23 protein-coding genes are annotated in these 26,800 nt (G+C 39.2%); 15 read left to right on the top strand and 8 right to left on the bottom strand.

The window, feature by feature from the left end; genetic code table 11:
• The 4 genes from BN990_RS00930 (at position 1) to BN990_RS00915 (ending at position 3,441) form a co-directional block, all read left to right on the top strand.
• Positions 1-891, top strand: a complete 891-nt coding sequence (locus BN990_RS00930) for a carbohydrate ABC transporter permease (RefSeq protein WP_074436608.1) — start codon at positions 1-3, stop codon at positions 889-891.
• Positions 888-1,712, top strand: coding sequence for a carbohydrate ABC transporter permease (locus tag BN990_RS00925; RefSeq protein ID WP_021290198.1), 825 nt, complete (start codon positions 888-890; stop codon positions 1,710-1,712). The genes BN990_RS00930 and BN990_RS00925 overlap by 4 nt, the downstream gene beginning before the upstream one ends.
• Before the next feature lie 15 nt (positions 1,713-1,727).
• A complete protein-coding gene (locus tag BN990_RS00920) occupies positions 1,728-2,489 on the top strand; it encodes a sugar phosphate isomerase/epimerase family protein (RefSeq protein ID WP_038241726.1) in 762 nt (253 codons plus the stop codon).
• Positions 2,490-2,574: 85 nt separating this feature from the next.
• A complete protein-coding gene (locus BN990_RS00915; RefSeq protein ID WP_038241725.1) occupies positions 2,575-3,441 on the top strand; it encodes an SDR family oxidoreductase in 867 nt (288 codons plus the stop codon).
• A gap of 88 nt (positions 3,442-3,529) precedes the next feature.
• Here BN990_RS00915 and BN990_RS00910 read toward each other — a convergent pair whose 3' ends face one another.
• Positions 3,530-4,477 carry a LacI family DNA-binding transcriptional regulator gene (locus BN990_RS00910; protein ID WP_038241723.1) on the bottom strand — a complete coding sequence of 316 codons (948 nt, stop codon included), beginning with the start codon at positions 4,475-4,477 and terminating at the stop codon, positions 3,530-3,532.
• A gap of 201 nt (positions 4,478-4,678) precedes the next feature.
• Here BN990_RS00910 and BN990_RS00905 point away from each other — a divergent pair, with 201 nt between their 5' ends.
• From BN990_RS00905 to BN990_RS00880, 6 genes are read left to right on the top strand one after another with little or no spacing between them, the layout of a single operon-like run.
• Positions 4,679-5,674, top strand: a complete 996-nt coding sequence (locus tag BN990_RS00905) for a TRAP transporter substrate-binding protein (RefSeq protein ID WP_021290202.1) — start codon at positions 4,679-4,681, stop codon at positions 5,672-5,674.
• Positions 5,667-6,158: a TRAP transporter small permease gene (locus BN990_RS00900; protein ID WP_038241720.1), complete on the top strand. Its 492-nt coding sequence runs from the start codon at positions 5,667-5,669 to the stop codon at positions 6,156-6,158. Before BN990_RS00905 ends, BN990_RS00900 begins: the two co-directional genes overlap by 8 nt.
• A complete protein-coding gene (locus tag BN990_RS00895; RefSeq protein WP_021290204.1) occupies positions 6,155-7,450 on the top strand; it encodes a TRAP transporter large permease in 1,296 nt (431 codons plus the stop codon). The genes BN990_RS00900 and BN990_RS00895 overlap by 4 nt, the downstream gene beginning before the upstream one ends.
• Before the next feature lie 23 nt (positions 7,451-7,473).
• On the top strand, positions 7,474-8,883 hold the full coding sequence (gene uxaC, locus BN990_RS00890) for a glucuronate isomerase (protein WP_038241704.1): 1,410 nt from the start codon (positions 7,474-7,476) through the stop codon (positions 8,881-8,883).
• Positions 8,883-9,917 carry a mannonate dehydratase gene (gene uxuA, locus BN990_RS00885; protein ID WP_038241702.1) on the top strand — a complete coding sequence of 345 codons (1,035 nt, stop codon included), beginning with the start codon at positions 8,883-8,885 and terminating at the stop codon, positions 9,915-9,917. The genes uxaC and uxuA overlap by 1 nt, the downstream gene beginning before the upstream one ends.
• Entirely contained in the window at positions 9,914-10,735 is an 822-nt protein-coding gene (locus BN990_RS00880; RefSeq protein ID WP_021290207.1) for an SDR family oxidoreductase, read from the top strand. The genes uxuA and BN990_RS00880 overlap by 4 nt, the downstream gene beginning before the upstream one ends.
• A gap of 86 nt (positions 10,736-10,821) precedes the next feature.
• Here the strand turns inward: BN990_RS00880 and BN990_RS00875 are convergent, their stop codons facing one another.
• Together BN990_RS00875 and BN990_RS00870 are read right to left on the bottom strand one after the other, a co-directional pair.
• Positions 10,822-12,918: a glycoside hydrolase family 31 protein gene (locus BN990_RS00875; protein WP_021290208.1), complete on the bottom strand. Its 2,097-nt coding sequence runs from the start codon at positions 12,916-12,918 to the stop codon at positions 10,822-10,824.
• Positions 12,919-13,097: 179 nt separating this feature from the next.
• Positions 13,098-14,441 carry an amidohydrolase family protein gene (locus BN990_RS00870; protein WP_021290209.1) on the bottom strand — a complete coding sequence of 448 codons (1,344 nt, stop codon included), beginning with the start codon at positions 14,439-14,441 and terminating at the stop codon, positions 13,098-13,100.
• Positions 14,442-14,742: 301 nt separating this feature from the next.
• Between BN990_RS00870 and BN990_RS00865 the strand changes: the two genes are divergently transcribed.
• Both BN990_RS00865 and BN990_RS00860 read left to right on the top strand, forming a co-directional pair.
• Complete coding sequence (locus tag BN990_RS00865; protein ID WP_021290210.1) at positions 14,743-15,501, top strand: TrmB family transcriptional regulator; 759 nt, start codon at positions 14,743-14,745, stop codon at positions 15,499-15,501.
• Between the two features lie 336 nt (positions 15,502-15,837).
• Positions 15,838-18,021: a Xaa-Pro dipeptidyl-peptidase gene (locus BN990_RS00860; RefSeq protein ID WP_051738988.1), complete on the top strand. Its 2,184-nt coding sequence runs from the start codon at positions 15,838-15,840 to the stop codon at positions 18,019-18,021.
• A gap of 438 nt (positions 18,022-18,459) precedes the next feature.
• Here BN990_RS00860 and BN990_RS00855 read toward each other — a convergent pair whose 3' ends face one another.
• The 3 genes from BN990_RS00855 to BN990_RS00845 all read right to left on the bottom strand — a co-directional run bounded on the left by BN990_RS00855 (position 18,460) and on the right by BN990_RS00845 (position 22,320).
• Positions 18,460-20,025: an FIMAH domain-containing protein gene (locus BN990_RS00855; protein ID WP_051738987.1), complete on the bottom strand. Its 1,566-nt coding sequence runs from the start codon at positions 20,023-20,025 to the stop codon at positions 18,460-18,462.
• Positions 20,026-20,106: 81 nt separating this feature from the next.
• Entirely contained in the window at positions 20,107-21,657 is a 1,551-nt protein-coding gene (locus tag BN990_RS00850; RefSeq protein WP_306465019.1) for a M4 family metallopeptidase, read from the bottom strand.
• A 72-nt stretch (positions 21,658-21,729) separates the two neighbouring features.
• Positions 21,730-22,320, bottom strand: coding sequence for a CalY family protein (locus BN990_RS00845; protein ID WP_021290214.1), 591 nt, complete (start codon positions 22,318-22,320; stop codon positions 21,730-21,732).
• A gap of 607 nt (positions 22,321-22,927) precedes the next feature.
• On the opposite strand from BN990_RS00845, the gene BN990_RS00840 reads away from it, so the two are divergent.
• Positions 22,928-23,467 (top strand): GNAT family N-acetyltransferase, encoded by a 540-nt coding sequence (locus tag BN990_RS00840; protein WP_038241688.1) that lies wholly within the window; start codon positions 22,928-22,930, stop codon positions 23,465-23,467.
• Positions 23,468-23,482: 15 nt separating this feature from the next.
• Here BN990_RS00840 and BN990_RS00835 read toward each other — a convergent pair whose 3' ends face one another.
• The gene (locus BN990_RS00835; protein WP_021290216.1) at positions 23,483-23,821 is read right to left on the bottom strand and encodes a DUF3889 domain-containing protein; all 339 of its coding nucleotides are present in this window, start codon (positions 23,819-23,821) and stop codon (positions 23,483-23,485) included.
• Positions 23,822-23,967: 146 nt separating this feature from the next.
• Between BN990_RS00835 and BN990_RS00830 the strand changes: the two genes are divergently transcribed.
• A complete protein-coding gene (locus tag BN990_RS00830) occupies positions 23,968-24,537 on the top strand; it encodes a histidine phosphatase family protein (RefSeq protein ID WP_038244691.1) in 570 nt (189 codons plus the stop codon).
• A gap of 14 nt (positions 24,538-24,551) precedes the next feature.
• On the opposite strand, the gene BN990_RS22435 is transcribed toward BN990_RS00830, so the two are convergent.
• Positions 24,552-24,725 carry a hypothetical protein gene (locus tag BN990_RS22435; RefSeq protein ID WP_158295211.1) on the bottom strand — a complete coding sequence of 58 codons (174 nt, stop codon included), beginning with the start codon at positions 24,723-24,725 and terminating at the stop codon, positions 24,552-24,554.
• Positions 24,726-24,997: 272 nt separating this feature from the next.
• Between BN990_RS22435 and BN990_RS00825 the strand changes: the two genes are divergently transcribed.
• Positions 24,998-26,734 (top strand): glycosyl hydrolase family 18 protein, encoded by a 1,737-nt coding sequence (locus BN990_RS00825; RefSeq protein ID WP_232620883.1) that lies wholly within the window; start codon positions 24,998-25,000, stop codon positions 26,732-26,734.
• The last annotated feature ends 66 nt before the right edge of the window (positions 26,735-26,800 follow it).

The following is a 26,800-nucleotide window of genomic DNA, read 5'->3' as shown; positions in this document are numbered from 1 at the left end:
ATGGAAAGACCCACCATGAGTATTCATCGTTTGGATATTGGAAAGAAACATGCACCTCTCGTTCTATTAGCACCGGCAGTTCTGTTTTTTTCCTTGTTTATTGCTTACCCCATTGTGAGTTCTTTGCTGCTTAGTTTTCAAATATCAGAAGCAGGACAAACAAGTTTTGTAGGTTTTGATAATTATATTCGTCTGTTTCAAGATCCTTTATTTTATGAAGCGATGAAAAACACCTTAATCATCGGTGTTATTCAAACTCCATCTGTTATTATATTAGGATTACTAACAGCAACCTTATTAAATTCGGGATTAATTAAACTAGAAAACTTTTTTCGGTTAACCTATTTTACTCCAGCTGTTACCTCACTGGTTGGGGCATCCGTTATTTTTTTGTTATTACTAAATCAAGAAAATGGACTAATTAATTTCTTATTGGGTTTAGTAGGCATCGACTCAATCGGTTGGCTAAATACCCCTTTTTGGGCTAAGTTATCAATCATTCTACAAGGAACTTGGAGATGGACAGGGTATAATATGGTAATCATTCTTGCGGGATTACAGTCTATTTCAAAAGACTTATATGAGGCGGCTAGTATTGATGGGGCAACTAAAATCCGGCAATTCTTTTCGATCACGATCCCCCAATTGCGCCCTGTATTATTATTCTGTCTGATCATGTCTACGATCGGTTCCTTTCAATTATTTGATGAGCCTTATATTCTAACCAATGGAGGTCCAGTTAACGCAACGACTACCATAACTATGTATCTATATGAAAATGGATTTCAGTTTTTTGATTTTGAATATGCATCTGCCATTGCCTATGTATTGGTCGGATTTATCGCTTTATTAACCTATGTCCAATTTAAATTAGGAGGGGATAAAAATTGAGATCTTCCATAATGAATAAACTAATCATTTATGTCCTCTTATTATTGGGAGTCCTGTTTACAGTAGCGCCTTTTTATTGGATGGTAATTGGTTCTACTAACCCAACAGATGAAATACTCTCTTATCCACCGAAGTTTTTACCAGGTGATTTTATTGCTGAGAATTTGAAGCGTTTGATGGGTTCTGTAGACATCTGGAAAGCATTACTTAATTCATCAATCATAACGATTACCTTTACAATTCTAGCTGGCATTGTAAGTGCTGCTGCAGGTTTTACTTTTGCTAAGTATCATTTTAGAGGTAAAAAAATTATTTTTGCTATGTTTATTTTATCGATGATGATCCCTTATCAGGCACTTGTTATACCACAATTTAACTTATTTGCTAATTTCGGATTACTTAATACACATATCGCAGTCATTCTTCCACAGCTTACGTATCCATTTGCCATATTTCTGATTATGCAGAATATGAAATCCATCCCAGATTCCTTACTAGAATCTGCACGAATCGATGGGGCAGGTGAAATCTTTATTTTTGTTAGAATTGCATTACCGACTATGATTCCAGCACTAGCAGCAGTTAGTATCTTTTTATTTACCTTTCAATGGAATAATTTTCTTTGGCCGTTAGTGTCTTTAATTACAAAGGATATGTATACACTCCCTGTAGCTTTAGCTACGATAGCAAATCAAGATACAATTGATTATGGTCAGCTGATGCTTGGCGCAACCATTTCGGTTATTCCCATTTTTATTATCTTTCTATTTATGCAGCGTTATTTTGTCGCGGGTATTCTCGGTGGTGCAATCAAAGAATAAAAGGCAGGTGTTAACATGTTAAAAACCGGACTATGCTCGGTTACATTCAGAAAGCTTTCTCCAGAAGAAATTATTCATATCGTGGAAACATCAGGTCTAGAAGCTATTGAATGGGGAACAGATGTCCATTTAACCTTGCAAAAAAGTACAGCATATATCCAATCCATTAAAGAAAAATGCAGAAAAGCTGGTATTGAAACACCGTCACTGGGTACCTATTACCGGTTGAACGAAAGTCCGTTAGCTTACTTTAAATCATGCATACAAATTGCAGATCAAATCGGAGCGCATCAATTACGGATTTGGGGTGGAAATAAGAGCCCGAAAGATATTACGCACTCAGATTGGAAAAAATATGTTCAAGAAACGCAAATGCTATGCGATGTTGCGGGAGAAAATAATAAAAGTGTCCATGTAGAATTACATGAAAAAACACTGACGGAAAGTGAAACCGCAGCCATTCAATTGATCAACGAAGTGAATAAACCCAATTTATACTGCTACTGGCAGCCTCTCTGGATAAGGTCACAATCTGCTAACATATCCGCATTAAAACAATTAAGCGATCATATTAGTAATGTCCATGTATTTCAATGGGATGAACACCAACGGTACCCTTTAGAACAGGGCTGCTCAACATGGTTAACCTATTTTCAAAAACTCGAACCATCGAATACACCTACTTATGCTTATTTAGAGTTTGTCAAAAGGGATGACGTGAATCAATTCTATAAAGATGCAGAAATATTAAAGAAGCTCGCCCTTCATTACCGGTAAGTAAGTTTACCTCCACTCTACCCGTGGAACAGTTAATTACCATGTAAAAAATAATATAGGTCATCAAGGAGGTAAATCGATTATCATGGAACCAAAAGATATGCAAAAGGACGGGACACCACGTCAACACCAAACCAAACAACCGGGAATCGAATCAAAAATGAACCCTTTGCCACATCAACCGATGGATTATCAAGGTTCGGATAAACTAAAAGGTAAAGCTGCTTTAATTACAGGTGGCGATAGTGGCATCGGCCGTGCGGTCGCGATTCTATATGCTAAAGAAGGTGCAAATGTAGCGATTTCCTATCTGGATGAACGTCAAGATGCAGAGGAAACCAAGCAGCTAGTCGAGGCGGAAGGTGCACAATGCATATTACTGCCTGGCGATATTAAAAACTCTGATCATTGCGTGGAATTAGTAGAAAAGACCGTCGGGGCATTTGGCAAGATTAATATATTGGTGAACAACGCAGCGATTCAATTTGTTCGTGAAGATGTACTTGATATATCGGATGAACAAATGGAGGAGGTGTTCCGGGTGAACTTCTTCTCGCAATTCTATTTAACAAAGGCTGCTGTCAAGCATATGAAGGCGGGAGATTCAATTATTAGCACCTCTTCCATCAATGCTTATCGGGGTAATCCGATTTTCATGGATTATTCAGCAACAAAAGGTGCCATTACTGCATTTACCAGAAGTATTGCACAAAGTCTAGCTAAGAAAGGAATTCGTGCTAATTCAGTAGCACCAGGTCCGGTATGGACACCACTTATTCCATCGTCCTTTAATGAAGACGGCGTTGAGCACTTTGGGCAAGATGCATTAATGGGCCGTCCTGGCCAACCTTCGGAACATGCTTGGCCGTTCGTTATGCTAGCAGCTGATGAATCATCTTATATGACGGGGCAAGCTATTCATATTAACGGCGGGTCTTGGACCTCCTCATAAGCATCAAATAGCGCTGACGCACAGGTTTGCTTGAATCCTTTACATGAAGAGCTGACTTTTGCGTCAGCCTCTTTCTATATAAGCCACTTTATCGATAGTTTATTTGTGGTTTCAATTGAATAACCGAACGGTTGACTTTATTGGTTTCTATCGTATCTACGAGCACATCGACAAGCTTTTGGGCAATGAAGTGAGAAGGTACACCTACAGAATGAATTGGCGTATCAATGGAGTTAAATTGATCGATATGATCATAAGAGAATATCATTGGTGTTTGTTTAGTGTCTTTTACATGATGAAGCAATCCCATTGTGATATCATAACTACCGCAAACGACTCCCCCATTTAAGTCATGATTGGCTAAAAATGATTTCATTGCACGACTAGCACTCTCTTCTGATAATCCCCCAGAATCAACCATACGATATGTTATACGCCGTTGCTTGCAATGACGGATAAAGGTATCTTTTTTAACAATTTGTCTAATATCATTCGTATGAAGATCACCGAAATAATCGACTTGATGATATCCTTTATGAATAAGAGCGTCGATCGCTTGTTTCATGGCTAGATCATGATTGACATTAATTATTGGATAGTCTAATTCCCTTTCGACTCCATAAGCGACCACTGGTATATTCTTCGTAATCTTTGTTGGTAATGTCGTATGTTCCCCTTCATCAAAGACAATCACTCCATCGAAGCGGAGCTCTAAAAACTTTTGGGCAGCAGTAATCGGATCCTCGATGGAAACCACCATAAAATACCCTTCTTTTTTTAATGCCTGATTAATTTGGGAAGCTAAGGTAGTGATTGCCACCCTATCTACAGCAGGCCATATTAATCCAATGGTATTGCTTCGATTGGACACAAGCGACCGAGCGGAGTTATTAGGAATATAATTCATTTGTTCTGCTTTTTCTTTAATTTTTCGTTTAGTCGCTTCCGTAACTAATGGTGAATCCTTTAGTGCCTTACTTACTGTTGAATAGCTTACACCACATTCACGAGCGATATCTTTGAGTGTTACTGCCATTGCTTTACCCCTTGAAAAATCTATTGATTTATTAGTAAGATCATTATATCATAATAAATAAGCGGGATGGAAAATTTGTAGCCAAAAATAACAACGTTGTTATTTTAATAGGGGAGAAATCTACCACATAATGAAAACGTTGTTATTGGCTTCGTTTCCTTATACATGGATAGAAAAGCCGTATGATAAGGGGGAGAGCAAGTGAAGAGGTTTTTGTTACTTATTGTAAGCGTTTTAATAATTTTGGCTGGTTGTTCTAACTCGAAAGCAGCAGAAACAAAGGAATTAATCCTAGGACATAATCAACCAACAAATCATCCGGTTCATCAATCATTAGTGGACTTTAAAGAACGGTTGGAACAGAAATCAAACGGAAAGCTCCAATTAAAAATCTATGCGAATGGACAATTAGGCAGTGAAAGGGAAGTAATTGAAATGACACAAACCAATGCTGTGCAGTTCACAAAAGTATCTGCCAGTGCGTTGGAAGGTTTCTCCGAATCCTATTCACTATTCAGTATGCCGTATCTATTTCAATCACAAGCATCCTATCGAGAAATAATGAAAAAACCGGAAATTCAAGACGCGTTTTTCAAAACAACTACAGATAATGGTTTTATTGGGATTACGTACTATGATGCAGGTGTCAGAAACATGTACACAAAAGATCGAATGATCGAAACAAATGCAGATATGAAAGGTTTAAAAACACGCGTTCAGCCTAGTAAAACAAGTGTTCAGATGATTGATGCGCTTGGCGGAACGCCTACACCGATGTCTTTTGGCGAAGTGTATACTGCGCTGCAGTCAGGAATTATTGATGCAGCTGAAAATAATGAAACCGCCTTAACGGATAATAAACATGGCGAGGTTGCTAAACATTATTTCTACACAGAACATGCCATGGTCCCAGATATCTTAATTATGAACAAAGATGCTTATGATCAATTAACAGATCAAGAAAAACAATGGGTCAAAGAGGCTGCCAAAGAATCCACTGTTTCACATGAAACACGTTGGGACAAGCAGGTGAAAAAAGCAATTAAAACTGCCAAGAGCGATATGGGGGTCGAATTCCATGAGGTAGATAAAAGCTCATTTATGAATGCTGTTAAACCACTGCAAGAGCAGTTTCAAACAAATCCAGCAACAAGGCAACAATATGAGCAAATAAAGGAGGCAGAAGAAAATGAGTAGATTAAAAGCATCTATTGATAGACTTCTTCTGATCATAACTGGTGTGTTGATAACGATAATGTCGATTCTCTCCATCTGGCAAGTGGTTGCTAGATATGTACTAAATACACCTAGCACGGTAAGTGAGGAAATTATTCGAATGTTACTAATATGGTTTTCCTTGACTAGTGCGGCCTATGTCTTCGGTCAAAAAAAGCATATTGCTATCCACTTCATACGAGAGAAGCTTCATAAAAAAGCGCAACGTATGATGGAGCGATTGTCAAATATTATTTTATTGATCATTGCCCTTGTTCTGATGATATGGGGTGGTATCCAAGTAGTTGAGCTAACGCTATCGCAAATAGCGCCTTCAACAGGTGTATCAATGGCGATGATGTATGGAGCACTTCCTGTTTCCGGAATATTTGTTGCTTTTTATGCTATTCATGGTCTAACTACCTCAGAGGTATCACTATCCAAGGATGGAAGTGACGGGCCATGACGACAATCGCAGGATTCGTATTGTTTATTTCTTTTTTCATTTTGCTTGCTTTAAGTATTCCAATCGCTATATCGATTATTATTAGCGCTATTCTAACGTTGCTATTAATACTTCCATTTGATGTTACGATCATTACAGCAGCGCAACGTATGGTAACAGGAATTGATAACTTTACCATGCTTGCCATCCCGCTATTCGTCTTAGCTGGGATATTAATGAATAATGGTGGTATCGCCTTTCGATTGGTTAACTTTGCAAAGGTACTTGTCGGGAGAATGCCTGGATCGCTTGCGCATACGAATATCGTTGGAAACATGCTATTTGGGTCTATTTCTGGCTCCAGTGTTGCCGCAGCTGCGGCGATGGGAAGGATTATGACACCATTACAAATAACCCAGGGCTATAAGAGGCCTTATTCAGCTGCTGCCAATATCTCTTCTGCTCCAGCGGGCTTACTTATCCCACCAAGTTCCTTACTGATTGTTTATTCCTTAGTCAGTGGCGGGACTTCGATTGCTGCCTTATTTATGGCGGGTTATATACCTGGAATTTTATGGGGAATTGCTTGTATCACGGTTGCATATGTGTTGGCGAAGAAAGAAGGGTATCCCGTTTCAGAACGGATTGGCTGGAAAGATAAAGGATTTTTAATCCTTGATGCGATCCCAAGCTTATTGCTGATTGTTATCGTTATCGGTGGGATTGTAGCAGGTATCTTTACTGCCACTGAAGGGGCTGCAGTAGCGGTATTATATGCCGTCATCCTATCACTCGTCTATAAAAACTTAAAATTAAAAGATATTCCAAATATCTTAAAGGAAACGGTTGAAATTACCGGGATGATCTTATTATTAATTACAGCATCCGCCCTATTTTCATTAGTTATGAGTTTCACCGGCTTGCCAGAAGCTATCTCAAATGGGCTTTTATCACTTACGGATAATCCAATCCTTCTTTTATTATTGATGAACATCATCTTATTAGTAATTGGTACGTTTATGGATATTACACCTGCTGTTTTAATATTTACGCCGATCTTCTTACCGATTTCGGAAGCGATTGGTCTGGACCCGGTACATTTTGGAATTGTGATCGCCTTTAATTTATGTTTGGGTAATATTACACCGCCAGTAGGTAGCGCATTATTCGTAGGTGCTAGTGTAGCAGATGTTCGAATCGAGCATGTAATTCGGACACTCGTTCCGTACTTTATTGTACTGATTGTCGTGTTATTAGTTATTACATTTATCCCACAATTATCGTTATTTTTACCAAACTTATTTGGAATTTAATGTGACTGACAAGGAGTGATCATATGGAATTCATTCATGAACATTTTTTACTTACAACAGATAAAGCGAAGCAGTTATATCAAACTATTCAAGATGTACCTATTTATGACTTTCATTGCCATTTAAGTCCTCAAGAAATATATGAGGACAAAAACTTTGCAACGATTACGGAATTATGGCTCGCCCATGATCATTATAAATGGCGGCTCATGCGGGCATACGGCTTGGATGAGTCGGTCATCACCGGCGATGCAGATGATTTCACAAAATTTAAAGCTTTCATCGAGTTGCTGCCTAACACCATTATGAATCCAATGTATCACTGGTGTTACTTAGAATTAGCTCGCTATTTTAACCACTATGAACCGGTGCAACATACTTCGCCGGAGCAACTATATCATGATTTAAATGAACAATTACAGCAATCATCTCATTCGCCGCGTCAATTAATAAAACAAAGCAATGTAAAAGTCATTTGTACAACCGATGACCCTTGTGATGATCTGAAATATCATCAATTGTTAAAAGAAGATCGATCATTTGATATTTCGGTTCGCCCAACATTTAGAGCCGATTTCTATATTAGTCTAACCAAAGATACGATTCAAACAGCAATCGATAAGCTAACGAAAGCAACAGGGCAGCCCATTGAAACACTAGATCACTATATTCATGCATTGTTATCGAGAATAGCATATTTCCACCAACATGGTGCACGGAGCTCCGACCAAAGCTTTACTGAAGTTGTCTTACCCGGACTAACGAAGGAAGAAGCCATCTCTTACTTTAATAAGTTAAAACAAGGAGAAGGTTTGGATAACCGTTCATTAAAACTATTATCCGGGTATCTTTTAACAGAGTTGTCCAAAGCATATAAACAATATCATTGGGTTATGCAATTACATCTTGGACCATTACGTAATAATAATACCATGCAATATCGAGCCATTGGAAAAGACGCTGGTTTTGATAGTGTGGGTGACCCACTTAACGCCAAAGACTTGAATGCATTACTAGATCACTTAAATAAGAATAATGCATTAAGTGATACGATTATTTATCCAAATAATGCAAATGATCATTTGATGGTCCAGGCGACAGCAGGAAATTTCACATCCAGCAGCATAAGGGTCCAACTAGGTGCTGCCTGGTGGTATAACGATACGAAACAGGGAATGATTCAGCATCTTATCGATTATGCAAATGTTGGATTATTATCTCAATTCGTAGGAATGTTAACCGATTCAAGAAGTCTATTATCTTATTCACGTCATGAATATTTCCGAAGGATTCTCTGCCAACTGCTTGGAAAACTAGTAGAAGAAGGAGAAATTGAAGACAATCCTGAGTTGCTGACTGGAATATTAAAAGATATCTGTTTTAACAATGCCGTTCGGTTATTTACAATTAAAGATGTTGAGGAGGTAAAATAATGGAATTATCCTTTAGATGGTATGGAGAGAACGATCCTGTAAAACTACAAGATATAAAACAAATTCCTAATATGAATCATATTGTATCGGCTATTTATGATGTGCCCGTAGGGAATGTTTGGGAAAAAGAACGGATTGAGGCGTTAAAATCATCTGTTGAAAAAGAAGGTTTGGCTTTATCGGTGATTGAAAGTTTACCAGTCCATGAATCCATTAAACTTGGCGAAAACAATCGTGATCATTTAATTGCAAACTACAAGGAATCATTAAAAAACTTAGGTGAATCCGGAATCAAGACGGTCTGTTATAACTTCATGCCTGTGTTTGATTGGACACGTACCGATTTACATCACCGATTGCAGGATGGATCAGAAACATTATTGTACGATCATGAGTATGTGCAAACCATCGACCCTGTGACAACGAATCTCAACTTGCCAGGCTGGGATGAAAGTTACACAAAAGCGGAAATGGCTGCATTAATTGAGAAATATCGTACGATGACAGATGATGATCTATGGGAGAATCTTGGCTATTTCTTAAACGAGGTTTTACCTGTTGCCATTAAACATGATATCAATCTCACCATTCATCCGGATGATCCACCTTGGTCAATCTTTGGCATCCCTCGAATCATACGATCAAAAGAAAGTTACGACAAACTGGTAACGATAAATAATGCAAAAAATAATGGTATTTGTTTCTGTACCGGTTCCCTCGGTTGTTTAGAAGAAAACGATCTACCTGAGATGATACGAGCATTTGGAGACCATATCCATTTTGTCCATATGCGAAATATTAAACGTCTCGACAACCATTCCTTTGTTGAAACAGGGCATCTTTCTAAAGATGGTTCCGTTGATATGAAAGCAGTTATTAAAGCCTTAAAAGACATTAACTACAAAGGCACGATACGTCCTGACCATGGTCGCATGATTTGGGGCGAAACTGGCAAAGCAGGATACGGCTTATTTGATCGAGCATTAGGTGCCACCTATATCAACGGATTGATAGAAGGAGTGAATCAATCATGAACCAGCGATTTACCGGACGAAATGTGATTATCACAGGCGCAAGTGGTGTTATTGGCAAAACCTTTGTGAAAGCAATCGTGGATGCTGGCGCAAATGTTGGATTAATTGGACGACAAGCTGACAGATTACATGACGTTATTGCAGATGTTAACCCGAAAAAAGACCAGACCATTGCATTAACAGCAGATGTGTTAGATAAAGCCTCATTAATCGAAGCAAAACAGAAATTCAATCAGAGATTTGGTAATGTACATGCATTAATTAACTGTGCAGGTGGCAATCATCCAGATGCCACCACTGTAGATGAGCATTTTCATCCGCAATCAGAAAAGAACTTTTTTGGCTTACGTGAAGAAAGCGTAGATTACGTCTTTAAATTGAACTACACAGGCAGCTTCTTGCCAACCCAGGTTTTTGGTGAAGATTTAACGCAAGGAGAAGGGAATACCATTATTAATATCTCTTCTATGAATGCCTTCCAACCACTTACTAAAATCCCAGCATACAGTGGGGCAAAAGCTGCAATTAGCAATTTCACACAATGGTTAAGTACGTATTTCGAAGGAAAGGTACGTGTGAATGCCATTGCGCCAGGATTTTTTGAAACAACACAAAATAAAGCCTTATTAAGAAATGAAGAAGGCGCCTATTCAGAACGTGCACATAAAATTTTAAGTCAAACCCCTATGAAACGGTTTGGCAATCCAGAAGAATTAATCGGAACATTGTTTTGGCTGCTGGACTATAGTGCAAGCCCATTTGTAACCGGAATTGTTGTACCAGTGGATGGCGGTTTTTCCTCCTATTCCGGCGTATAAAAAAACGCCTGTCACCAAAAGTGTTACAGACTTTTAATGACAGGCGTTTTTTATACTGACTTCGTATTCCCCTTTAATAGGCTTCCTTATTCAAAATGATAATTTTCCACTTGTGTTAATGTTTGATTATACATTGGTATAGAAGCAAACCGTCGAACGAATAATGGAATTTTATCCAGCGTCACCGGTATTTGTATGGTTTGTCCACCTCTATAATAGTCACTTGTATGATAATCAATCCAACCTTCTTCATTTTTCGGTAAATACACCGTTCTTTCCGTCTGACCTGCTTCTACAATCGGACAAACAAGCAGCTTGTCTCCTACCATAAAATCGTCGGAGTCAAGATACGTAGCTGAATCTTGATCAAAGTCATAAAAGGTTGGGCGAATAATTGGCGCATAATTAGAATGGGAGTGCTCTACAAGCGTCTGTAAATAAGGTGTCAGTCGTTCATGAAAATGCATAGCTGCTTGCACTTCTTCCATCACTTTCGGGTACATCCAAGCCTCATTAACAGAGCCATCACTGTTCCACGAATGAATAGAAAACCGCGGATAAAACACTCCACACTGCACCCATCTTACGAATAGTTCAGGATCTGGTTTCGGACCAGAAAAACCACCGATATCATGACCAAAATTGAATACGCCAGATAGGCTCAGTCCAATTGCCATCTTATTATTAAATTTTAAGGTATGCCAGCTCGTTCGATTATCACCCGTCCATGTCTGCACATATTTACTCATACCAGCACATCCAGAACGACTAATAACATATGGCATGTTATCTTGATGATAATCCATTTGGATGTCTCTGGAAGCTTTCATCATGAGTAAGGGCATAATTGCTTTGTAATCATTGAACTTACCACCCTGGCCAAATCCATGCACCTGTGCGCTATCATCCCAAATCTCAAATTCATTATTATCGTTCCAAGTACAATGAATGTGGTTATCAAGCAGGGTTGTCTTCACCTTCTCTTGCCACCATGCGATGGTATCAGGATTTGTAAAATCTAAATAATATCCTTTATCGTCCCAGAATTGAATGAGTAACGGTTCGCCGTGTTCATCTTTAACAAATCCATCAAACGCTAACACTTCATCTAACAGCGGATGATGAAGCATCAATGACGGCTTAATGTTGGCAACGATTTCAACGCCTTTGTCTACAAATGACTTTCCAAATGCTTTTGGATCTGGAAACTTATCATAATTCCAATTAAATACATAGCGTTTATCATCAATGGACGTATATCCAGATGACAAATGGAATGAGCGTACGGTGATTTGATGTTCTTCACATTGAGCTAGAAATTGTTTCATTCGTTCATGTGAATGAGGTGCATCTGTATACTGCATGGTGGAACCGGAATAAGATAGACTCCATGGAGGCATGATGGTTGGCCGCCCAGTTAACCAGCTAAATCGCTGTGTGACATCTTTCACTCTCGGTCCAGCAATAACATAATAATCTAGAAAGCTACTTTTCGTTTCGTAGTATCGATAGGAGCCATGGTAATTGTCCAACTCTTGACCAAAATCAAAAACGGAATCTTGATAATCATCGTAGAAGATACCAACAGATTGGTCGATATCCGGTTTATACGTGATATAAAAAGGAATATGTTTATACAACGGATCGGTTGTTTCAGCATTGTAACCCATCGCATCGATATTCTTCATTCGAAAACGTCTCCCATGTCTATCGGCTGCACCTGTTTTCTCTCCTAGCCCAAAATACATTTCATTTTCTTGGCGTTGTAAATAATGGCATGTTGGATGGCTCGAACTTATATGATGTTTATAACTTTGTGTATGACGGTCGGTAATCACTTCCACAAATTCTTCTGTTTTATTTTTCTGAAACCAGGAAAGATACAGATCTTCTTTTTGAACAACTAATTTTAATTCCATTGTCTCTATTTCTAAAGTCTTTTCCGTTTCCGTAAATGTATAATTCGGACGGGAGAAACGAGACATATCTTGACGTGCAATTCCTTCAAAAGGCAAGACGGTATCTCCAGGAGTGACCGTCCATGTTGGAAGACTAATTTCCTTTTGTTCACTCATGCTGACATTAATGATATGCGGCTCTAGTACACGAATGTTGCAGTACGTGAAACCATCATATAAAGCCATTTGATTATGTTCATGTTCCATTACTTGGAAAACACTCATTATATCACTCCTACAAATAACAACGTTGTTATTATAATATGACATAAGATTGCTGAAAAATAAAGTCTTTTATAGGAATCGTTAAACGGAGTCTATAAAATGTGTTTTTTAAATTACATTTTATAGACTCCTGAATAGAATGGTTTTGCGTCTTGCTCTTTGAAAACGAGCAGAATCGTTTATTTCAAGAGTTTCTCCTGTAGGCGATTCATTTCGGACATCACTTTTTCTTCATCTATCGTTAAACAGCTTCTATCCTTCACAACCATCTTGCCATCAATATACACATCGGCTACGTCACTTCCACGTGCTGCATAAAGTAGATGGGAATACGCTTCACGGAGAGGATGTAGATGCTCCTTATCATAAGGGTAAATAGTAATAAAATCTGCCTTTTTGGCTGCTTCCAATGAACCCGTGCTTTTTCCCATACCAATTGCCTCAGCTCCTCCCCGAGTAGCTAAAGCTAACGCTGTTTGTGCAGGGAATTTAGTTGGATCTTTATATACACCTTTTTGCAGCAGGGAAGCCGTTCGGGTTTCCTCGAACATATCAAAGTTGTTATTGGAAGATACGCCATCTGTTGCAATTCCTACTTTTATCCCGGAATTTAACAGACGAACAATATCCGCAATTCCTGATCCTAATTTCAGATTACTGATTGGATTATGAGCAACACGTACATCATACTGTTTTAGCATTGCTCGCTCCTCATCATTAAGAACCACACCATGGGCCATCACCGTTGGCTGGTCGAAGAGACCTAATCTGCAAAGATGTTCAACAGGACGAAAACCATAGCGACTTTCAATATCCATGATTTCATCATTTGTTTCTGAAACATGAATGTGTACCATCAAATTATTGTCTTTAGCAATTCCGGCACTCGCAGTAAGAGCATCCGGTGTGCATGTGTAGGCACTATGAGGGGCTACCATGGTGGTCAGACGACCATCAGCAAACGTTTTATAGTTTCTAGAAAATTGCTCTGCTTCCCTCAGGTTCATTTTCTGCTCTTCCTCGGTACCAAAGCTAAATATTGTATACGAAAAAGCACCACGAATCCCGGTTTCTCCAACTGCATGTATAACATCATCTGAATCTATGCCATTTGGATTGAACATATCAGAGAACGTCGTAGTCCCTGATTTCAACATCTCCAAAATACCTAGCTTAGCACTAACAGAAGCAATTTCTGTCGTAAACTGTGTTTCCATCGGCCATATTTTCTTTTCCAGCCAAGGCTTTAACAGCATGTCATCTCCAATACCACGTAAAATCGTCATCACAATATGCGAATGCGTATTTACAAGACCAGGCATCACCCATTTCCCAGCAAGATCCACTACTTGGTCTACATCCACCAGCTGCTCTTTAGAATGTGAACCAATGTATGTAATGAACTGATCTTGTACAATCATCATCCCATTTTCAAAAACTCGATTTTCCTTATCCATTGTAAAAAAAGTAGCATTTATATAAGCTGTTTTTCGTTTCCTTTTAGCAACATCACTTCTTATCATTAAAAAACCCCTTACTATCGTATTTAGTTCGTTATCATTCTATCTTTTCTTGTTTAATCAATGGCTAACTTAAAAGTTACTACTATAATAGTAACTTTTTTCTAGATTACAATGAGCTTCTAATCTCTGTCAAATAAAAATAGAGGGATTGGTTTAAGCTAATACCAGCTGAAGAATAGGAGAATCGGCATTTATCAATTGAAATAAATGGTCCATATCATTTAATATAAATAACAGAATTATTTCATTAACTATTTATTTACCATTAAAATATACGTAAGGAATATAGATAGGAGTATATATGTTACAAAAATTTGGTTTTTCACAATATGAAAGTAATGTGTTTGAAACTCTAGCTTCTAGTGATGAACCTATGGATGCTACTCAAATTGTTAAATATTCTGGGGTTCCAAAAGCAAAGGTGTATGAAGTCTTAACACGTATGATTGATAAGGGTATGGTAATGGATTCGATATCAGAAAAGAAAAAGCTTTACACTGCGCTTCCATTACCCCTTGCTATTGAAAAACTAACAGCTGAATTTCAGGAAAATATTAAGCAACTAAAAACCAGCTCAAAGAAAAAGCCGTTCCTTGATGATCGCATATGGAGCCTGAAAGTAAATACATCTATTCAAGCACAAATGAAGCAACTTATCCAGGAAGCAAAAGAAACCATCCGAGTTTCGCTATGGAAAGATGATTTGGTAGAATACTTGCCACTCTTAAAAGAGAAAGAGAAAAACGGTGTAGAGGTTGAAGTCCTTGTCGTAGGGAACATGAACACCAACTTGACTCACGTCCACACCCTTATACCTGCAAAAGAGCATGATGTATTGGAACGGTTTCGATTGATTATTGTGGACGATCGAGAAACGATTTTTGCAGGAGTGGAAAACGATTCATGGCAAGCGATGAAGACCATGTCAAAACCATTTGTTAAGCTATTTATTGAATTTTTCTATCATGACGTTGCATTAGCTAAAATTAATGAAAAGCATAGTGAATTATTAATGAATGATCAAGACATTAAGCATATCCTGATGAAGCTGCGATATTAAGCGTAACCTAATGTCAATTTGAATCGATGCTGAACCTTCAATAAGCTAGAGCTGCTAGTAGTGAGCTAAGCCCACTACTAGCAGCAAATAAACTACCTTTTACCTAAAGGTAGTTTTTTCGATAGACTATTCATTAAACTAGTTCCGTCATAAACAGCATATGAATGGGATACTTTCTTACACAACGATTCAGAGCCTTACCTATAGAACTTTGTACCCTTTTTTCCTCTGAAAAAATCGGAAAATTGTTACTTCCCCCTCTTCTACCAACCTTTATATCATGCTATGATGCTCTACAATTAGTTTACTATATTAAATAGGAGGGATAGTTAGTTCATGAAAACAAAAAATAAGAAGATAGCTAGTATGATAACTTCGCTTCTGCTACTCACCATGTTCTCCACCCCCATCACCGCAGATACAGAAACACATGACAGAACCCCTCAACCTAAGAATTATCATCTTGAAGAAGAAGCGACACAACCGGTTTACGATTACGACAATGCTATTAAAGAAACGATTTATGTGGAGTCAAACATGGATAGTGACCGAGACGGCAACCTTGATCGCATTGCCGCTGATATTATCCGTCCCCAAGAAACCGACCAGGAATTACAAGTACCGATTATTATGGATGCCAGCCCCTATTATGAAAGTATCGGAAGAGGGAATGAGTCAGAAACGAAAGACCCTGATGGAGATGGAGTTAATGAAAAGTTTCCTTTGTTTTATGATAATTATTTTGTTCCACGAGGCTACGCTGTTGTACAAGTAGATATGGTAGGAACGAATAACTCTGATGGCTGCCCACCTACTGGAGGCTATGAAGAAACAGAGAGTGTCAACGTAGTAATTGATTGGTTAAATGGAGAAGGAACTGCGTGGGACGAAAACGGGCAAGAAATCCAAGCAAATTGGTCAACAGGAAAGGTAGGTATGATCGGAAAATCTTATGATGGGACATTAGCCAATGCAGCTGCTGCTACAGGCATCGATGGCCTAGAAACGATAGTTCCAATTGGAGCAATTAGCAGTTGGTATGATTATTATCGTTACGGCGGCATTCCATTTTATCGCAACGGGCCATCCGGTTTATCACATGCGGTAACAGCGAGCGAACGTATCGAACCATGTGCCGTTGTACGAGAGGAAATACGCAATGATGCAGATGATCAAACAGGTAATTACAATTCCTTTTGGGATGAGCGCAATTTTGTAAAAGATGCAGAAAATGTTGAAGCAAGTGTTTTCGTGATTCATGGCTTAAATGATTATAATGTGAAAGCAAACCATTTCTCCAACTGGTGGGATGCTTTAACAAACCATGATGTACCTCGAAAGCTTTGGTTAACGCAAACCGGTCATGTCGATCCTTTTGATTTTCGACGAGCAGAATGGGTGGATACGCTCCATCAATGGTTTGATTATTGGCTGCTTGACATCGATAACGGGATCATGAACGAACCAATGGTTGATATCGAACGAACGGCCGACGAATGGGAAACTACTGGAAATTGGCCGAATGAAGGGGCAGAACCGGTTACTATCAGGCTCGCTCCTGAAAATGAAGAAGTGCCCGGATCACTAATGACCAGTCCAATCCTTGGGGAATTCACCCAGTCTTTTATCGATAACCCAGAGCAAACAGAACAACAGATGGTGGAGGATGAATTTACAGCGAAAGAAAATCGGCTTATGTATTTATCTCCTGAGCTAAAGGACGAAGTCCAACTAAGTGGGGTCCCCAAATTAAATATAAACGCAAGCATTGATCAAGATGATTCGAATCTTACAGCCCTCATTGTCGACTATGGTACCACTGAACGAGTCAACCATCGTGATAGAGGAGAAGGTATTCGTACACTAGATTCAGAATCTTGCTGGGGAGCAAGTACAGATGTAGATGATGCTTGTTATAAAGAGACAGAAAAAACAACGCATGTGGCACCTTATGAGATTGTGTCACATGGTTGGTTAGATGTCCAAAACTGGGATGGACTAGAACATGCAGCGCCAGTAGAACCAGGAAAAACGTATACATTCCAATGGGGCATGTTACCAGAAGATTATATTTTTCAAGAGGGTCATCGAATCGGAGTTATTATCGCAGGTAGTGATGACCAGATGCTGATGCCGGACAACAATCAAGCCTCGTTTGATGTTACCCTTGGCGATAGTTCGATTTCCTTACCTGTTGTTGGTGGTAAACAGACACTAGACAAAGCCTTCGATTATAAAGGCGGTACATCTCCAGAAAATGTAGCTGATATGAAAAAAATCATTTCTATCTATCAAGAAGAAGATGCCTTTGCAAATCCTGGTGTAGCACGCTCCTTACTTACCCATTTAACAGCAGTAGAGCGTTTTGAAGAGCAGCAAGCCACCGACAAATTCATGAAACATATGAAAGGGTTTCAACGATTAATTGAGAAAAAATGGGAGAATAAACAGATAGCGAGGCAAGCTTACCAAGTACTAACCATCGATGCAGCGAGTCTTCTGAATAAATGGGAAAACTAAGACGAAGACAAAAATAACTTATTCCTATCATAATCCGAACGATTTCACCCGAATTCGTTCGGATTATAACTTTACATAAAACAGATTCTATCATGCTCCGTCAACATACTTCGCTTTCCCCACGGGCACCGCTTCAGCTTCCTTGCCCTGGCAAGGGGGATGCCGACGTTGTCCTCAAAGGAAGCGTTTCGTAAGCCCTGATCAGAACACTTTCCTGCAGGATAAGGAAGAATCCGGCAGCGACATCGCGCACAGAAAAAGTGTTCTTCTTCAAGGAGCTACGTAGGTTGACTGCACGTGCTATTTTATCGTTCGGCTTTTTGGATTACCTATTTCGCCCCTTCCTCTTCCTTTTTTGATTACATAAATCATTCCTTCCATTCCGCTAGATTAATATAGACTACAAGCTTATTCGGGATCTGTTCAGGTTTACTCTACTTACCCTTCGTTGACTTGTCCTACCACGTTCGTTGAATCAGAGGGCGTTTCCCATTTCCCTATGATATAAGCAGCATATTTTTGCAAATTGGAATAGGCAAGCTCTGAAATGAATTCATTATCTCTCTGATACGCTAATAATCTGTTAAAGCTGTGCATATGCTTTATAACTTTATCTGCTTTCTCTTTTTTCTCAAAGCGATCAACTGCCGTGAGATGCAAGTCTAATGCTCTCGCATTTTCCGCTTCTTCAAATTCCCCTTCCTCTTCAAAGTGAGCAACAAGTGACTTCATATTAGCTGCTGTTCCAACATCTGTACTATCATATAACGCGATGCCTTCCACTTGGGTATATGTTGCTCGTTCATCAAACAAGAACGGAAGAATACCCATTTTTGGTTGGTCCATTGCAGCATACATTCCCCCACCATTAATTGCTTCTGTTTCTATAGCAAATAACTCTTTATAGATCTCTACCTCTTGCGTCTGATCATTTGTCAGCAAATAACCACTTGGTTTTGTCTCTAATATTGTTGTTGGATCAAAGTTATCGGCACCGTCCAAATAAAACGGTTCCGTTTGATCCGAGCCGGCCGCCTGTTGACGCTCTGGCGCACCAGAAACGACGGCACCTACATCATCAAATCGCTCTCGATAAAAGGATAATACCGATTCCAGTGTACGCATTTGCATGTCGACACGTCGTTGGGGTTCTTGTAGGCCTGCCGACTCTGTTAGTAAACCAATGCCGTTACGTAAACCGAGGATATTACGCAAAATACGCTCATCCCCTCCGCCGGCTCCTCCAGGGGAACCATATAATCCAGTAGTAAATCCTGCCTCCTCTACCTCTGGCAGAAGATAATCTTCCACCATCTCTTGATTTAATGAACGAAGCTGCTCATCGACATTTAAATTACGTGGCCATAACATCTCCATATCAGGATTACCGCTATCCCTCGGGCGTTCATGACCATCAACGGTAATATCTGGCGTAAACTCCTCTAAGACACTGGCAATTGCTTTTACTTCATTGGTACGCATACTTAAATGCTCCCGATTAATATCAATTCCTTCTGCATTGGCTCTTGTATTTGCCGCTCTTCCATCAGGATTAGCAGTTGGAATAAATAAAATAGTGGCTTCTTGTAGTTGATCCAATAACACGGGATCATCTGTAAAAGCTAAATTTCTCAATAATTGCAGCGCCATTTCTCTTGGAGCGCCTTCATTTCCATGCTGGGATCCGACTACGAGCATATTGCGACCGTCAGCTATTTCCTCGTCTGTTGGGGGTGCTGGGAAGCCCACTCGAATCAGATGAAGCGGCCGCCCCTCCACCGTTGTTCCAATTTCCGAATAAGCAACACGATCCGACGTGGCAGCTACTTCTTCTAAGAAGGCCAACTCTTCCTCTTGGGTTGTCCAACCGTCCCCATTACGATCTTCAAAGCCTGTTGTCGGCACATCTGTTTCATCAGCCAAGCCTGTCACCGGTGTCATTGTAATAACGAGTAGCCCAATTAATATTATAGTTGCTGCTTTTTTCCATACTGATTGTGTCATTCAAATCCTCCTTATAAAAATAATATATACATACAATGTGAAAGCTAGCTCCTAGGAAACATAGACAGCTAGTTAAGTAAGTTAATAGACGCCTACTGCATTATAGGCTTGTTCAACTGCCGCTGCTGCTTCAGATTGACTTCCATAAAGGTCCTTCGCTGCTTGAATGGCCGCTTGGCGCATCATACTAAAATCCGAATTACTCGTTAAATATACAGACAATGCACGGTAATAGATTTGCTCTGTTGCTTCTCGTCCTACCCCTGTTACTTCTACTCCATAATGCTCGCCACCTTCAGAAACGAGATAAGCAGCTTTATTATTAATACTGCTATTAATATGAACCCCTCCACCGTCTAACGGACCTGTATATCTCTGATCCCAATGATCTGGATACGGTTCTTGTGTTCTACTTTCAATTAATGCTGCAGGATCTTCCAAGGAGCGTAAGGCTAAGCTACCATCGGCCATGATGTCATCTCCAATCAACCAATCATCACGATCAACCATGGCTCCAAAGATATCTGCAAATGACTCATTTAACGCGCCAGATTCATTTCGGTAAATCAAACCAGCCGTATGTTGTACCACTCCATGACTCATCTCATGGGCAGCTACATCCAGTCCGCCGGCAAGCGGATGGAATCGAATACCATCGCCATCCCCATAGGACATTTGCCTGCCATTCCAAGATGCGTTATTCCAGTTGTCGCCAACATGGACTGCCGAAATTAAGATTTGTCCATGATCATCGACAGAATCACGGTTAAATGTATCTAAATAGTAATCATACGTTTTTTGCGCATTTGCATGAGCATCGACTGCTGAACCATCGCGAAACATCTTATTAATACTTGTTACATCAACGTTTTCTCCTGAAGTATTATCATATGTTACTACTCCTTCTCCCCGGGTCACATCAAACAGCCTAAACAGACCATTAAACGCCTGTGCCTCAAATTTCTGCCTTTCCCCAAATACGCCTGTACCGAATGCAGTGACTCGATGTGCCGCATTATAGGAATCTATGATATCGCCATTTGTGGCATCAATAAAGTAATGCCAGTATCCTACTTCTGGTGTTGTCGTTGATGCTGTGACAAGGTACGTATGATAAAACGTATCCTGATGTTTATAGATATATGGCGTTGCCTTTACTGCCCCATCATATTGCTTAACATTCCCAATCTTGTTTTCTATGTTTTCTTTAGCAATTGCCTTCGCCTTTTCCATTGATACAACAACTTCTCCAGGTATCCTTTGATCTTCTAACTTAGGAATAACCTCTCCAAAATAGGCCGTCACCTGTTTTTCTTTATCTAGGGTAATCGACTGATCGGCGCCATACACTGGAATACCTTTGTACGTTTGGGCAACTCGAAGATGGGTTTCCCCCGTTTCTTGATCTAGTTGTTCAGATTGAATCGTAAAGTCTACATTGGGGTCGCCTGTTAATTGGAACTGGTTCTGTTTATCTGCAAAGTAGTTGCGCACTGCTTCTTCTTTGGTAGCTCCATTAGGTGCCTGCCAATTTCCAATAATATAGGAAGGTGTACCAGATTCATTCTGTTTCATGTTCGTTTCTTCCTCAGCATAGACAAGGCTGCTTTGCAACATCATTCCTAATGACATCGATAATACCAATGTGGAAATCGTTATTTTCTTCGTTAATTTCACTATCTTCATCCCCTCATTGCCTATTCATTATTTTTCTTCGCCTGCTGATTGTGTGGCGTTGAATGCCCATTCTAAAGCGAGACCATCACCCTGGTACATATTTTGTTCCGCATCATTATCAACAAACTCAAATTCCACCCAAAAATCATGTGTTTCATCTGTTTCCAATCCGCCACGCTGTTCCCATAAAGGATCCCATATATCACGCTTTACTACGTCTGGATCCATTTGCTGTAAGTCATATAAGGTGGTTTCAAAGATAGGTTCACTTTCCTGCTGCCAATTCCATAAAAAGTTAACTTTAATATGCTTTCCGAAATCATCCACATTGTCATTGCCTACATCCGTAACTGCATACGCTGTTTCTAAGAACACATTTTCAATTTTTAAGCTTCCATCATTTGATATGGCAAATTCTCGCAGCATGGTATCACCCGGTTTTAAATTAACAAGATTTATAATGGCTGTTTCATTTACCGAGAGATCCAACGTTCCTGCTGCAAAGCTATTATTGGTCACTTCCTGATCACTAAAGTACGCATAGGTTCCACCTATCAGTAATACAAACCCAAACATGGCTGTTGTTAGGGCGAAGCCTAACTTTTTCTTTACGTTCATTCCGTTTCCTCCCTCACGAATTAACTTCTTAAAATTTCTCCCTTCCCTTATGAACAGGGAGCTTGTGTCTGCTATCACCTCACTAAGCTTTATATTTATCCCTAAAAAAAGAACACCTCTATTTCTTTCCTAGGTGAACCTCTTTGATGTATGTATAAAGTTGTAAAGACTATTATAATTTAATAGATTTGCTAGAGGTGTCGAAGCATGGAGTAAATATCTGGAATATTTAAAAATAATTAGATAGTACCAGTAATAGATTTTATAGATTTAGGCATAAAGTTCCGTTCTGAAAGGATCCCACGTATGTATGTCATCATTTCCAATACGAAATAACTATGATTTCATTTATAGATTGAAATCTACTTCAAAAAAATCCACAAAAGCTCCTATATGTTCAAAGAATACCTAGCACAAATTCCACTATATAAGATGTTTTGTGATTCCTTTTTCCTCCTACATGCTCCATCTGAAGTTAAGTATGATAGCAAATGTACTTCCTTAGACTTAAATTACTAAAAAAAACGATGACTGATTTTTATTTATTGCGAGCAGGATTATCGCAAGATTCGTCGAATATTACCTATAAAAAACGTGGAGGTAACAAATGATACGTGGGAATAATCTTTATTTACGTGCATTAACAACGGAAGATGTGGGTGACTTGCTTGCATTAGAACAAACGAACCGATCGTTTTTTGAGAATTTCTCCATGGATCGTTCGGAAGAATTCTATACCGAACAAGGCCAGTTACGTCGAATGAGACTAATTCGAAAACGGAGGGAAAACGATGAAGAATATCATTATGGTATTTTCCTCCAAACGCAACAGTTAATTGGCGTTATTAATCTCTTCCAAGTATATCGAGGACCTCTGCAACGTGCATTTATCGGATATTTTCTCGATAAATCCTATAACGGCAGAGGCTATATGACTGAGGCAGTGAAGCTATTAGTTAACGAAGGGTTTGATAAATTACAATTGCACCGAATAGAAGCAGGCGTTATCCCCCATAATATAGGATCGATACGTGTTTTAGAGAAAGCAGGGTTCCATAAAGAAGGTATTGCAAAAAAGAATGTCAAGATTAATGGTGTCTGGGAAGATCACCAAGTACTAGCTCGACTTAACCCTGCTGATGAATAAGTAAAAGTTAATGTTTTACTTAGATGTTTCCTGGAAAGTAATTCCTTCTACTTTTTCGGTATCTTGGTGATAACGAATATTTATCCGTACACCAAACTCTTTATTGCCTTGCCTTAGCCATAGTTTGAATTTTTCTACTTTGGAATCATCTTTTACCTCATTACCACTATATAAGTAATCGATGATTTCAGCATCTGGATACTTTGCCATTGTAGCTTTAACAGCCATTTTCCCCCATTTTGCATATGCTGGTACTCCTTCATCAACGGACAATGGTGACTCCGTCGCTGCCGGAGAAGCAATTCCAGTAAACATGAACATACTCAAACTGATCGCTATGAAAAATGAATGCATATCGAATCCTCCTTTTTGTTTAGAATGTGATAAAACATTGAAATTATTCGTAGATGATGAAGACATTATAATCGTTAACAAATTCAAAAGAAGGTATGATTTGATATAATAAGAAAAAATGAATGACGTTAAGGGAGAGAGGAACAATTACAACAGTTTGCTTAATAAGACATGGTGAAACCGATTGGAATGCACAAGGGAAATTGCAAGGGAAGACAGATATCCCACTGAACAACACAGGGAGAAAGCAAGCAGAAGAATGTGGTTCTTTTTTAAATGCCGATGATTATGATGTTTTGATATACAGCCCACTTCAACGCGCGAAAGAAACTGCAACAATTATAAATAGACACTTAGGACTTCCCTTTATCGAGATGGACGATTTTAAAGAACGGTCCTTTGGGGATGCAGAGGGCATGACCATCGAAGAGAGATTTCAAGTGTATCCAGATAAGCAATTCCCTCATCAAGAAGAAAGGGAGGGTTTCAAAAAGCGCGTAATGACTGGTTTGGAAAAGGTAACACAACAATTTCCCAAACAACGTATTTTATTAGTAGCTCATGGAGCAGTTATTAATGTCATTCTTTCCGAGCTGTCTAACGGAGAGGTTGGTTCAGGTATTACGAAGTTAATGAACGGTTGTATTAGTAATGTTCAATTCCAAGACCAAACATGGAAAGTACATAACTATAACCAAATTGAACATCTTTCCTAACACGTACTGCTTCCTCAATTGGAATCTCTTTCCACAGGCAATGGTTCATCCTCCTCATCAGCAAAAACGCTCACCGAGGGGGATCTTCTTCTCATTGCTACTATTCGATTTGCTATATCTATAAGAGGTATCTTACATCCCCACTCCCCACCATAATCATCATTACAAATAATAAATTGACATATCAAATTACCCCCTTACTCTATCGTTTATTTCCAGATAATACTGGGTATTTAGAATCAAAATTTAGATATTTCTGTTAATTAACTTGAAAATATTTGTAATAACAAATATGATATAGTTATTACAACAAAACATGCATGTTAGTAATCTACAAAACTATGAAAGCGCTTTTCATAATCTAAACATGAAAAGAGAGGATGCTGAAGTAGTGAATCTATTAAAAGGAACAAAAAAGTTCTTCATTTTTTTCATCTTTGGTTTACTAATACTAACAACAATGCCTACCAATCATAGTATAATTCAAGCAAAAGAAGCAGCAGCATCAGACTACAACATCGTGGGGTATTATCCATCTTGGGCAGCTTACGGAAGGGACTTCCAAGTATGGGATATGGATGCGTCAAAAGTGAGCCATATTAATTATGCTTTTGCCGATATTTGCTGGGATGGAAGACATGGAAACCCTGATCCAGAGAGTCCCAATCCACAAACATGGGCATGTCAGGATGAAAATGGAAATATTGACGTACCAAATGGAACAGTAGTTATGGGGGATCCTTGGATAGATGCACAAAAAACCAACCCAGGTGATAATTGGGATGATCCATTAAAAGGAAATTTTCAACAACTCATTAAATTAAAAGAGGAAAATCCTCATTTAAAGACGTTTATATCAATTGGCGGATGGTCTTGGTCGAATCGGTTTTCAGATGTAGCAGCGGACCCGACAACAAGAGAACAATTCGCTAACTCTGCCGTTGATTTTATCAGAAAGTATGGTTTTGACGGTGTAGACATTGACTGGGAGTACCCAGTTAGCGGGGGATTACCTGGCAATAGCACACGCCCGGAAGATAAACAAAATTATGTCTTGCTTCTGCAAGAAGTACGGGAAAAACTAGATGCAGCAGAGGCTGAAGATGGAACGGAATACTTATTAACCATTGCTTCTGCTGCCAATGAAGAATATGTTAATAATAATGAATTAACCCAAATAGCAGAGATCGTAGATTGGATTAATATTATGACTTATGACTTTAATGGAGGATGGCAAACCCAAAGTGGGCATAACGCTCCGTTATATTTTGATCCTGAAGCAGAAACTGCAGGACTTCCTAATGCAGAATCCTTCAATGTAGCAAGCGCTGTAAATAGCTACTTGAATGAAGGGGTACCAGGGAATAAACTCGTACTTGGTACACCATTCTATGGTAGAGGATGGAGCGATTGTGAGGCAACGAATAATGGGGAATACCAGAACTGTTCACCTGCAACGGAAGGCACATGGGAAAATGGAACGTTTGATTTTAGTGACCTAGAAGATAATTATATAAACAAAAACGGCTATCAGCGCTATTGGAACGATGAAGCGAAAGTACCTTATTTATATAATGCATCTAACGGCAACTTTATTACTTATGATGATGAGGAATCATTTGGATACAAAACCGACTTTATCAAGTCGAAAGGACTTGCTGGAGCAATGTTTTGGGATTATAGCGGCGATGTCAATCATACCCTTGTCACCACACTAGCTACTAATCTTCAATTCACAGGAGGAGATGGTGGCGATCCTGAATCCCCTGCATTAGCACCGCAAAATGTGGAAGCAACAAAGGTAACCGCATCGAGTATTGATCTATCTTGGAACGAGCCAACAGATGCGACATCGGTTGTAGAATATGTTATTACGTATAATAATCAAGAAATTACTACAACAGAACCTTCCATTGTTCTAGAAAACTTGCAGGCGGCCACCGCTTATACCATCACAGTATCTTCTAAAGATGGAGAAGGAAACCTCTACCCAGCCTCCTCATTAACGGTTTCTACGAGTGAAGAAGGGGCGACCTGTGAGTATCCAGCATGGGAGGCAGCTACAAGTTATGTTGGAGGGGATCGTGTTCAACACAATAATAATTTGTATGAAGCCAAGTGGTGGACAAAAGGTGAAGAACCAGGGACAACCGGTGAATGGGGTCCTTGGAAAATCATCGAAAGTTGTAATGAATAGATAAGCTTGCTGAACTTTAATATTTAAAAGCTCCGTTACCGTTACGGAGCTTTCCCTTATTACATC

The organism is Virgibacillus salexigens, assembly GCF_000723585.1.
In the GTDB taxonomy this organism is placed as follows: Bacteria; Bacillota; Bacilli; order Bacillales; family Amphibacillaceae; genus Virgibacillus; species Virgibacillus salexigens.
This window is presented reverse-complemented; position numbering and strand designations above follow the sequence as displayed.